The sequence below is a fragment of the Allobosea sp. Tri-44 genome (genome assembly GCF_004123845.1).
GTDB lineage: Bacteria > Pseudomonadota > Alphaproteobacteria > Rhizobiales > Beijerinckiaceae > Allobosea.
Genome location: NZ_NBDP01000013.1, coordinates 1 through 12490, shown reverse-complemented (window position 1 = coordinate 12490; position 12490 = coordinate 1). Strand labels below are relative to the sequence as shown.

4 protein-coding genes are annotated in these 12490 nt (G+C 61.4%); 2 read left to right on the top strand and 2 right to left on the bottom strand.

Annotation, left to right across the window (positions count from 1 at the left end):
- Positions 1 to 808: Nramp family divalent metal transporter (locus B6S44_RS09435; protein ID WP_206735120.1), on the bottom strand; the 808-nt coding region annotated here is incomplete at its 3' end.
- 235 nt (positions 809 to 1043) lie between these two features.
- Between B6S44_RS09435 and B6S44_RS09430 the strand changes: the two genes are divergently transcribed.
- The gene (locus B6S44_RS09430) at positions 1044 to 1730 is read left to right on the top strand and encodes a response regulator (protein ID WP_129156654.1); all 687 of its coding nucleotides are present in this window, start codon (positions 1044 to 1046) and stop codon (positions 1728 to 1730) included.
- A gap of 7 nt (positions 1731 to 1737) precedes the next feature.
- On the opposite strand, the gene B6S44_RS09425 is transcribed toward B6S44_RS09430, so the two are convergent.
- Entirely contained in the window at positions 1738 to 3228 is a 1491-nt protein-coding gene (locus B6S44_RS09425; protein WP_129156653.1) for a sensor histidine kinase, read from the bottom strand.
- A 474-nt stretch (positions 3229 to 3702) separates the two neighbouring features.
- Here B6S44_RS09425 and B6S44_RS29635 point away from each other — a divergent pair, with 474 nt between their 5' ends.
- Positions 3703 to 12396, top strand: coding sequence for a peroxidase family protein (locus tag B6S44_RS29635; protein WP_206735119.1), 8694 nt, complete (start codon positions 3703 to 3705; stop codon positions 12394 to 12396).
- The last annotated feature ends 94 nt before the right edge of the window (positions 12397 to 12490 follow it).

Here is a 12490-nt window from a genome sequence, read left to right as displayed (position 1 = left end):
TGGAATCGATCGTCGCGAAGCGAAGCGCCTCGCGGAGGTCGCGCTCCTCACGGCCATAGGCGCGGGTCTGGACGATGCCCGAATGTAGATAAAGGTTATGCGGCATGACGGTTGCGCCGATGATACCGAGCGCCAGATAAAGCATATCGGGGTCGGTCAAGATCAGGCGGCTCGGGGCAAAGCCACCCAGCACTCCGCGCCAGTCCGGATTCGCCATCGCCAGTTGGATGGCGAAGGAAATGGCAATCACGCCGAGCATCGTGATGATGAAAGCCTCGATCCAGCGAATGCCCTTGTTCTGTAGCCAAAGCACGACGAAAACGTCGAGCGCGGTCAGTACCACGCCGATTTCGATCGGTAGGCCGAAGAGCAGATTGAGTGCGATCGCGGTTCCAAGCACCTCGGCGAGGTCGGTCGCGCAAATCGCGAGCTCCGCCAGCACCCAAAGAGGTACGCTGACCCAAGGCGGATAGGCGTCCCGGCAGGCCTGTGCAAGATCGCGGCCGGTCGCAATCGCGAGCCTGGCGCAGAGCGCTTGCAGGACGATCGCCATCACATTCGAAAGCAAAGCGACGAAGAGGAGCGCATAGCCGAAGCGGGATCCTCCAGCGACGGCTGTTGCCCAGTTCCCAGGGTCCATATAGCCCACGGCAACAAGGTATCCGGGTCCCAGAAAGGCGAGAAATCTACGCCACGATGTCGCTCCGGCGGCCAACGGCACCGAGGCAAAGGCTTCGACAAGCGAAGGTTCGCGCGGGGCGCGCTGCCAACCGATTTTTCTCGGCCGATGGTCAATATTCGCCGTCATGAATCCGCTGGTCTCGGCGTTGCGGAACGGAAAGATAGCGCAACAACAAGAGCCTATGCCAGCCCTCAGGATTCACAAGTTGAATTATCATTACTCTGAGGTAGGGAATGGCAATAAAGAGGTACTTCGTGGTGCAATCGCCGCCGAATTGGATAATTGATCAGTCATTTACCACGGTGTTTACAGTTGCTCACAAATGCGGCATCATAAATGAAATTTAAAAAACGAGGGGAAGATGGGGGAAATATCGATCGCGGTTGTCGACGACCACCCACTCTTAATGGAAGGTCTTGTGGCTCTTATGCAGCGCAAGGTCGGTTTTTCGTTGAGCGCAGCCGGCTCAGATGCGGACGATATCTATTCGATTACAGAAAAACACCGACCGGACGCAATGGTAGTCGACCTGAATATGCCGGGAGACGCATTTCGGGCGATTAAGGACGCTACAAAAACAGCACCGGACATGAAAATTGTCGTATTCACGGCCTCGACGAACACGGACCATGCCATTCAAGCTCTCGAGGCGGGCGCCAAGGGTTATGTCTTGAAAGGCAGCAGCGCCGATGAACTGATCAAGGCTATCGAGGCGACGTGTCGAGGCGAGATTTACATTACTCCCTGCTTCGCCGCCAAAGTGATCAGCGCCTTGCAGGGTAAGGCGCTGGACGGGCAGGCAGCGCAGAGCGCAAAGCTCAGCGTTCGGGAGGATCAGATCATCAGGCTGCTTCTATGCGGCAAGCAGAACCGAGAAATTGCCCGCGCATTGTCCCTCAGCGAGAAGACCGTGAAGGGCTATATGACGCTTCTCATGCAGAAGCTGAAGGCGCGCAACAGGTTGGAAGTGGTGATCGCAGCACAGAGGCTCAATCCCGCAGCTTTCGAGGGCATGCGCGTTTCGCCGCGGCCGCAGAAGTCGATATAAGCCGGTATCAGGAACGCACCGGCAGAGTTGCTCGAACTTCGGTCCCGCCGTCGACCAGCCGCGCGATCGTCAGGCTGCCGCGGAGTGCCCTGACGCGGCTGTCCATGCCTTGCAGCCCGAGCTTCGCGCTACGCGCCGGATAGTGGCGCTGCGACGTCGGAGCCATGCCAGTATCGGTCACCACGATCTCCAGCATCTTGCCATTGAGACGCGCCGACACCCGCTGGCCCTGGCCTCCTGCATGTTTGTAGGAATTGTTGAGGGCCTCCTGAACAACGCGATAAGCGCAGACCCGGATGGCGCGCGAGACGCGCTCGGGCAAATCCTCGAGATCGCGCAGGACCATGGTTCCGGTCTGGTGTTCGTGCCGGGTGATCGCCAGATCGATCGTCTCCGTCGGGGACAGGTTCTCGACCTCGGGAAGCACCAGCCCAGCTGAGAGATTGCGCAGATCTGCAAGCGTTTGCTGGATCAGGGGCTCCAGATCCTTCCGCACCATGCCCAGTTCGTCAGGTTGAGTCGCGTTCGCCTTGGCATCCGGCAGTTTGAGCATCATCAGGCTGAGCACCTGGATGGGCCCGTCATGGATATCCGCGCCAACGCTGGCGAGATAGGTCTCGTTCAAGACCGTCGCATTGAGCCGGGCTCGGTCTGCTGCGCGCCGCAAGGCGTTGTTCCGCTTTGCCAATTCGGCTGCGCGGGCAAAATTGGATTCCAGCATTTCCTGTTGATCACCGATAGTTTTGCCAGTTTTATTTACAATAATATGTAGTAATACGATAATTATTATTGAAACGTTAAATATAAGAAACCACGTTCCGTACTTTACGCTTTTAATCTCATTTATCAGAAATTTATCGTACTCGTAAAATTCGCCGATAGCTATTATTGTGTTGAAATTCCTTTTGTATATTGGTTCATAAATTTCAATCAACCTCGGAGAAACATTGCTTGATTTGATTTCCGAAGCGTGATCATCAGTGTCCTCAACAACAACGACTTGCCCTTTTTTGATACGCTCAATGTAACCACTGTGAAGTTTTTCATGTGAATCTGAGTTATTCGTACTATATATAAGATTTCCGTCGAGGTCCCAGAGTTTTATAATTGCGACTCGATTGCCGAGGCGGGTATCGGACAGCAAGTTTTTGATTTCGATTTGGCTCGCGGCGGGCAGCACCCGCGAATTTTCGAGCGTCTGGACATGATGCGCCAGAAAGCCTTCGAGATAGAGAGCGCCCGTCTCCGCCATGCCCTGAATCCAGCCCACGCGGATTCGCTTTTCGATCCAGTAACCCAACGTCATCATCGATAATACGATGGCGAGTGTGGCAGTGAGCAGGAATTTTCGCTCCAAGCTGAGGGCGCGCCAGGGCCTCACAAGTGGACCCAGCATCGCCAGCCAGCGCGCAAGCTTTTGGACACTTGAAGCCACCAGCCCGCGTCCTTCTACGGTCACCGGTTTTTTTTCGAGATTTCCATCAGTAGGCTTGCCCATCCCTGATCCATTTTGTGGCCGCAGACCTAACAAACACCCACTCAGCGAATCTGGGACGAAATCTACAACAAGTCGGAATGAAATGGCGACATGCGGGCGACAGCATCGATGCCGTTTGCTCGGCAGCGTGCTGACATGGCGTCGTGACCATGTTTCGTGACGCGATTTATTGCGATTGCGGTTTCGCAGCGCAACATGACGTGTTGTCGAACGTACCGGTTTTCGTATCGAGCCGAAAAAGGTCGCCAGGGCATACGGACCAAAGTCTCGCTCTTTGGCTGGACCTTCCGATCTATGAACAAACGCGCCCCCGGACAATGATCCTCGCTGAGATCATGAGCGTCGCATTGCGATCTATTCGTCCTGTTCCGAGTCGATCGGAGCTCAGTTCGAGCAAATGCAGCGTTGATGCTCCGTTAAAACTGAGTTCGCGCGAAGTTGCGCTTGGTGTTCATAACATTGGGGGTAAGTACGATGGTAACCTACATCAGGAGCGATCTGGACTTCATCCTCGCGCAGATCAAGATCGCAGAAGCGCATGCCGCCGGTCAGCCGCTCTACGGCCCGGGCGGCCTGATCCCGAGCTACAACGTCGCCTGGGGTCTGCGTACGGTCGATGGCAGTTTCAATCACCTGCTGCCGGGGCAGGAACGATGGGGCGCGTCCGATCGCGAGTTCGTCGAACTGATGGACCCGAGCTATCGGCCGGCCGACGGAACGCCCTTCGATCCGGACGGTCCGGGCCCGGCGCCGGCGATGCCGACATCGCCGAACTATAACCCTTCCAACAACCCCAACTCATTGGTGTTCGACTCTAGCCTGCGCACGATCTCCAACCTGCTCGTCGACCAATCGCTGGGCAATCCGGCCGCTATCCTGACAGGGCTGCAGAACGCCGGGGTCGAGGACCCGGGACTGGTGATCACCGGCCAAATCTCCGCCGCCTATGCGCCGCTCAAGCCGCTGTTCAAGGCACTGGCTGAAGCCGAGCGCGCGGAAGCATCAGCGGCCGCGGCAGCCGCGGCGAACCCCGGCAACGCTGCCCTGCAGCAAGCTGCTGCCGACGCTGCGGCCGACCTCGCCGCAGCGCAGTCGGCCGTGGACGCCGGCGCCGGCCCCGTCGCGAGCGGTGGTACGGGTCTTTATGACCTGCTCGCCCTTCACGGCATCGAGATGGACGGTGCCAATGTTCACATCCCCAACACCGCACCCGACGAGGGTCTGTCGGCGCCGTTCAACTCGTGGTTCACGCTGTTCGGCCAGTTTTTCGACCATGGTCTGGACCTGGTCAACAAGGGTGGCAGCGGCACGGTGTTTGTTCCGTTGCAGCCTGATGATCCGCTCTGGGATCCGACACCTGGCGCTCCCAATTTCATGGTGCTGACGCGCGCCACCGTAACGGCCGGGGCGGATAATGTGATGGGCACGGCCGACGATGTCCGGCCGATGAACACCACCACAGCCTTTGTCGACCAGAACCAAACCTATAGTTCCCACGCGTCTCACCAGGTTTTCTTGCGTCAGTATGTGGCGACCGCCAATGGCCCGGTCGCAACCGGTCACCTGATCGAAGGCGCGAATGGCGGGATGGCGACCTGGGGCGAGGTCAAGGCTCAGGCAGCCACGCTCCTGGGCATCCAGTTGACGGACCTGGATGTCGGCAGGGTGCCGCTGCTTCGCACCGACGCGTACGGCAATTTCATCGCCGGCTCCAACGGCTATCCGCTTGTCATTACCGGTGTCGGTAGCGATGGAATCCCGAACACCGCCGACGACGTGGTAATCCAGGGAGATCCGACCGCCAATGGCGGACTCGGCATCTCGATCGTGAGCGCCATCCGTACCAACGCGGCATTCCTCGCGGACATCGCCCACACCGCTGTTCCGGAAGGGCTCGCCGACGGTGACACGGAGATTGGCGGCAATATCCCCGAAGACGGCACCTATGACGACGAGCTTCTGAACGCTCACTTCATTGCCGGCGATGGCCGGGCCAACGAGAACATCGGCCTGACCGCGGTTCACCATGTGTTCCATTCCGAGCACAACCGTCTGGTCGAGCACACCAAGGCGACGGTGCTCGCGACCGGGGATGCGGCCTTCATAGCGGAATGGCAGAACCCGGATGGAAGCTGGAACGGCGAACGCCTGTTCCAGGCGGCCAAATTCGGCACCGAGATGCAGTACCAGCACCTCGTATTCGAGGAGTTTGCACGAAAGGTCCAGCCGACGATCAACACCTTCCTGGTGCCCGATGGCTTCGACACCATGATGGACCCGTCGATCTTCGCCGAGTTCGCCCACGTCGTGTACCGGTTCGGCCACTCCATGTTGACGGAGTCGATCGACCAGTTCGGTCCGACTTTCCAACCCAATCATATCAGCCTGATCCAGGGCTTCCTGAACCCCACCGCGTTCACCAGCGCGAACGGGATCGCTGACGGCATCGCCGCCGGCGCCATCGTCCGCGGCATGACGCGCCAGGTCGGCAACGAGATCGACGAATTCGTCACCGGCGCGCTCCGCAACAACTTGCTTGGCCTGCCGCTCGACCTCGCGACCATCAACCTGGCGCGCGGCCGCGACACTGGCGTGCCGGCGCTGAACGAGGCGCGACGCACCTTCTACGAGGCGACCAACCAGGATGCCCGGCTCAAGCCCTATGAGAGCTGGATCGACTATGCGGGGCACCTCAAGCACGAGGCCTCGATCATCAACTTCATCGCTGCCTACGGCACGCATCAACTGATCACCGACCAGACGACGATCGAGGGAAAGCGCGACGCGGCGTTGACCATCATCACGGGCGTTTCCGTGGGCGGCTTCCTCGTGCCGGCGGATGCTGAGGCCTTCCTCAACGGCACCGGTGCTTATGCCGCAGATCTCGGTGGCCTGGAGAATGTCGATCTGTGGATCGGCGGCTTGGCCGAGGAGGTCATGCCGTTCGGCGGCATGCTCGGCGCAACCTTCAACTTCGTGTTCGAGCAGCAGATGGAACTGCTGCAGAGCGGCGATCGCTTCTACTACCTGCAGCGCCTCGACGGTCTGCACCTATTCGGCGAGATGGAGAACAACTCCTTCGCCGCCATGATCATGCGCAATACCGACGCGACGCATCTACCGTCCGACGTGTTCTCGACCCCCGGACTGATCCTCGAGGTCGACCAGACCAAGCAGTTCAACGACTCGAACGGCGACGGCATCCTCGACAGCCTGGATCCGGTGGGGCCTGGCCTCCTCACGCAACTGGTTGTCCGCAACAGCCCGAACAACCTGCGCTACAATGGCGACGAGCATGTCGTTCTCGGCGGGACCGAGGCCGCCAACGTCCTGATCGCCGGCATCGGCGACGACACGCTCTTCGGCGATGGCGGCAACGACCGGCTGGAAGGCGGCTTCGGCAACGACATCCTCAACGGCGGCGCCGGCGACTACATCATCGTCGACTCCGGCGGAGACGACAATATCAAGGCAGGTGACGGCAACGACGTCGTCCATGCAGGGCCCGGCCTCGATCTGGTGATGGGTGGTGCCGGACAGGACTTCGTCTTCCTCGGCACCGACGAAGGCTCCGAAGTGTTCGCGGGCGAAGGCAACGACTTCATCTACGGCAACCGCAACGCCGAACGCATCCTCGGCAATGAAGGCAACGACTGGATCGAGACCGGCACCTTCGACGGCGCCCCCGGCGACAATTTCGACGAGATCTTCGCCCATGACGGCATCGACGGACACGACGTGTTCCTCGGCGATGGCGGCTTCGACGAGTTCATCGGCGAAGGCGGCGACGATATCATGGTCGGCAGCACCGGCCGCGGCAAGATGGCGGGCATGTCCGGTTTCGACTGGGCGACCTACAAGGACAGCGCAGTCGGCACCACCGGCGTGACCGCCGATCTGTCGATCCCGATCATCTTCGACGAGGCGCCGGTTATCCCGGCGAACGCAGCTCTCGACGAGTACCAGTCGATGGAAGGTCTGTCCGGGTCTGCCGGCAACGACATCCTGAAAGGCTCCAACATCCTCGCCGACGAGCGGCTTCCGTTTCATCCGGTCACCAACCCGACCCCACTGGAAGGTTATCGCGGCAGCCAGCTGACCAAGGAAAGCCTGCAGCTGATCGCAGGCCTGGCTGAGGTGCTCGGGCTCACGCCGGCTCAGGTCAACGCAATGGCGGCCGGCGCGGTGGCGTTCAACGCCGGAGATATCATTCTCGGCGGCGACGGCAGCGATGTGATCCAGGGCAATGCCGGCGACGACATCATCGACGGCGACAAGTGGCTGAACGTGCGCATCAGCGTGCGGGAGAACATCGACGGAACCGGCCCCGAAATCGAGACGCACAACAGCATGACCACGCTGGCGGCCAAGATGTTCTCGGGCCAGATCAATCCCGGCCAGCTCGTCATCGTCCGCGAGATCATCACGACCGGCGCGGATGCGATACCCGACATCGATACCGCTAAGTTCCGGGGCGGCCGGGGCGAGTATGCGTTCTCGGCCACCGCAGACGGGCAGGTCATCGTCTCGCACGTGGTCGAGGATTCGCTCGACGGAACCGACCGCCTGCGCAACATCGAGCGCGTCGAATTCCTGGCGGGCGGTCCGCTCAATATCATCGTCGGCACGCCCGGCAACGATGTTCCGCTCAACGGCACGGCGCAGGACGATTTGATCCTCGGGCTTGCCGGCGCCGACACGCTCAATGGCCTTGCGGGCGACGACATTCTGGTCGGCGGCGCGGGCGCCACCACGACGACATCGGCGACGTATGCCGACAACTTCAACAACAACAGCTTCGGCAATTCCACCGGCTCAGCCGCCTGGGACCCGGATTGGTTTGAAACCGGCGACACCGGCGTCACAACGGGTCAGATCCGTATCGACGACGGCAACAATACCCTCCGTATCGTGGGCGGCGCTGCTTCCGACGGGGCGACCATTACCCGTCCCATCAACCTGACCGCGGCGGCTACTGCAACCATCACGTTCTCGGCGAATCCGGACAATCTGGATGCCGGTGAGTCCGTCATCGCTGAGTTCACTGCAGACGGAAGCACTTGGGTCACCATCGCCACGATCACTGGCAACGGCGGGAACCAGCCCTACACGCACAGCGCTACGGGTCCGTTCCCCAATGCATCGATCCGCTTCGTCGCGAGTGCGATCAATGAGGCCGTGGAGGTCGTCAACATAGACGATCTCGTCATCAGCTTCACAACGGTCACCACCAACACCGGCGTCGACACGCTCAACGGTGGTCTCGGCAACGACACCTACTCGTTCACGCTGGGCGACGGCAACGACGGCATCAACGAAGCCGTGAACGCGACAAGCGGCGGCACGGCGGATCGAACCTCGATCCTGGCGCCGAGCACGGGAAACGACGTCGACGGTCTGCCCATATTGACGCTCAATTCCCTGAGCGCGAGTGACAACAACACCGCCGACAACACCGGCAGCCTAGTGATCAACTATGGCCTGCCGAACGGCGCTGCCACGGTCAACCAGACGATCACCGTAGCCGGTCACTACACGGGCACCAACGCGGAGACCGGCGTCGAGCGCATCAACTTCAACGGCGCCAACTATGCGGGCTACGTGCTCGGTACGGATGATTATTTCATCAGCCGTGGCGATGTCGCTCGCGACTCCGGCGGCGTCAACATGTCGACCAACGCCGTCACCAACGCCCAGCAGAATTTCGTGGCCGGCGAAGACGGCGTCAACGACATCATCACCGGCGGCGCGCTGAACGATCTGATCTTCGGCGGCACTGGCAACAATCGTCTTCTCGGCAACGACGGCGACGACCTGCTGGTCGGTGGCGCCGGCGTCGACGTCTTCGACGTCCCAGCCGATGATACCGTCGATCCAGGCCCCTTCCAGCTTGGCGCCGACACGATGGTCGGCCTCGCCGGCAACGACATCTATGGCGTCGACGACCTGCTGGATGTCGTAGTCGAAGCGGCAGGCCAGGGGACCGATACCGTCGAAACGCGCATGGCCGCGCTCTCGATCGAGGCCATGGCCAACGTCGAGAACCTGACCTACACCGGCCTCGACGCCGACCAGTTCGTCGGCACCGGCAATAGCCTCGCCAACGTCATCACTGGCGGCGACCTCGCCGACACGCTGAGCGGCCTCGGCGGCAACGACACGCTGCAAGGCGGGCTCGGTGCAGACACGATGATCGGCGGTGACGGCACCGACACTTACTTCGTCGACGACGCCGGCGACGTGGTCTCTGAAACTAACGCCGATCTCGTGCTCGGCGGCAACGACCTTGTCGAGTCCGACGTCGACTTCACGCTCGGCGCCAATGTCGAAAGGCTCGACCTTAACAGCGACGCGATCCGGGGCACCGGCAACGCCCTCGCCAACGTCATCAACGGCAATGATGAGGCCAACCAGCTGTTCGGCGCCGGTGGAAACGACACGCTCGCCGGCAATGACGGCAATGACCTGCTCGACGGCGGCGACGGCGACGACACCCTCAACGGCGGCGACGACAACGATACGATCATTGGCGGCGCCGGCACCGACATTATCGATGTCGGCGGCGGGTTCAATACCATCGTCTACAATGCTCCCGGCTTCGGCAACGACACGATCAACAGCTTCGACAACGCCGGTGGTGCGGCTACCAACCAGGATAAGATCGACCTCAGCGGGCTCGGGGTAACGGCGGCGAACTTCGCCACCCGCGTCTTCGAATCCGCCTCCGGCGGCAACACCGTCATCACCATCCGGGAGGGTGGAGCGGCCTCGCCCATCCAGGGTACGATCCTGATCACTGGCAGCGGCACAGCGGCCATCGACATCACTGACTTCACGCTGGCCGCAGCAGCCCCGACCAGCACGATCACCGGGACCAACGCCGCCAACACCCGCAACGGGGTGGGGACCACCGTCTTGTCGTTCAAGCAGCAGACCGCATACGATATCGTCAACGCGAACGGCGGCAACGACGTGGTCAACGGCGGTGAGGGTGCGGATACCCTCAACGGCGGGGACGGCAACGACACGCTCTCCGGAGGTTTCGGAGCCACCACCGGCAGTATGGTCGATAATTTCGGTGCTGTGTCCTACGCGAACAACAACGGCAATTTCGCCTTCGCCGGCAACTGGGACGAAACCGGGGACAACGATTCGGCGACCAATGGTGATATCCTCATTACCGGCGGTCGGCTGACATTCGCAGCAGGCACAGACAACAACGACACTATCGAGCGCGCGATCAACCTGACAGGGGCCACCGCGCCGACGCTCTCCTTCGACTATCAGGCTGTTGCGCTTGATGCGGGCGAGACTGTCGTCGTCCAGGCGCTGAATGGGGCCACGTGGGAAACGCTCGGTACGTTGGGCGGAACCACGACCACAACCTTCTCCTCGCCATTGAACCCTGCACACTCGGCGATCCGCTTTGTAGCAACGGGTGGGTTCGAGGCCGGAGAAACCTTCCATATTGACAACCTGGTTGTGGCTCTCGGCCCGAACAGCGGCGTGGACACCGTCAACGGCGGCACCGGCGACGACACGATCATCTGGAACGCCAATGCGGCGGCTCCGACCGATGGTCGCGACATCGTCGATGGCGGCACCGAAGGAGCTGCCGGCGACACCTTCGTGATCAACGGCAATGCCTCGGTCGAAGCCTTCACGATCTACACCAGGGCGGCGTGGCTGGCGGTTGCCGGCAATGTCGCGGCGAACCTGGCGGCAGCCACCGAGATCGTCGTCACCCGCAACGGCAGCAACAATGCCGCTGTAATCGCGGAACTCGCGGAGATCGAGGAAGTCCGCATCAACGGCGTCGATCCTTCGGGAACCGGCGGTGGAGCGGGCGGCGACACCTTCACCATCGTGGGTGACTTCTCGACCACAAGTCTGCGCCTCAACACCATCACCATCGATGGCGATGCGGGCGACGACACGATCGACATCTCGGCCTTGTCTTCGGCCCATCGCATCGTGTTCCGCTCAAACGGCGGCAACGACACCATCATCGGCGCGCTGCGTCCGGAGGATGTGATCGAGCTGCCAAACGGCGCGACGCTGGCAGACTACGAGAGCACGACCGATGCGAACGGCGTCACCACGCTGACCAACGGCGAGAGCAGCATCACTTACACGGCCGTCGGCGACGGTCCGCAGGTCGGTGAGGACGACGAGGATGACGACGACGAGGACGACGACGACGATGATGATGATGATTGCGACGATGACGACGATGAGGCGGGCACTCCGGCGCCGACGGGTGGCGGCAATGTCCGGGTCGGGACGGCCTCGGGCGATGTCCTGCTCGGCACGAGCGGCGGCGACAGCATCATCGGCCTGGCCGGTGACGATGTCCTCGTCGGCGAAGCCGGGGACGATGCGATCTCCGGTGGCGATGGCGCCGATTTCGTCGAGGGTGGCGCGGGTCGCGACACGGTCCAGGGCGGCGCGGGCGACGACCATGTCTTCGCCGGAGCGGGGGGCGACCTGGTTCATGGCGAGGCTGGAGCCGACAGGCTCTTCGGCCAGGGCGGCAACGACGTCATCAATGCCGGAGCGGGCGATGACGCGGCGTTCGGCGGGGCCGGCAACGACCTATTCGTCGGCGAGGTGGGCGACGGCAACGACACCTATTACGGCGACGAGATCGACGGCGGCAACGGTGTCGACACGCTCGACCTGTCGGCGATCAGCGCCAACCTGACGGTGGATCTCGGCAACGGCATGCTGGGGCGCGGCAGCGCCGTCAGCAGCCAGAGCGGCAGCGACACGCTGTGGCACATCGAGAACGTCGCGACCGGCTCCGGGAACGACACGATCACCGCAGGTCACGCGGTGAACGTGATGGAGGGCGGCGCCGGCGATGACGTCTTCCGCTTCACCGATGTCGAGAGCGCGGATGGCGACACCATCCTCGACTTCCAACTCGGAGACCTCGTCGATCTATCCGGCATCGATGCCAATGGTGCAGTGGCGGGCAACCAGAACTTCACGCTCCTCAATGGGTCTGCCTTCACTGCGGCGGCACAATTGATGGTGTCCTATGAGGAGCGGGACGGCGTCGCCTACACGATCGTGAGCGGCAATGTCAGCGGCGACGCGGCGGAGGAGTTCCGCATCGAGCTGAAGGGCAGCCACAACCTGACCGCAAGCAACTTCGTCTTGTGAATGTGAACGAAGGCCGGCGGGCGGGCCACGTGGCACGCACGGCGTTCACACTATTCTTACCCGTTAAAATCAAGGGCCACCCCCCAAGGCCTCC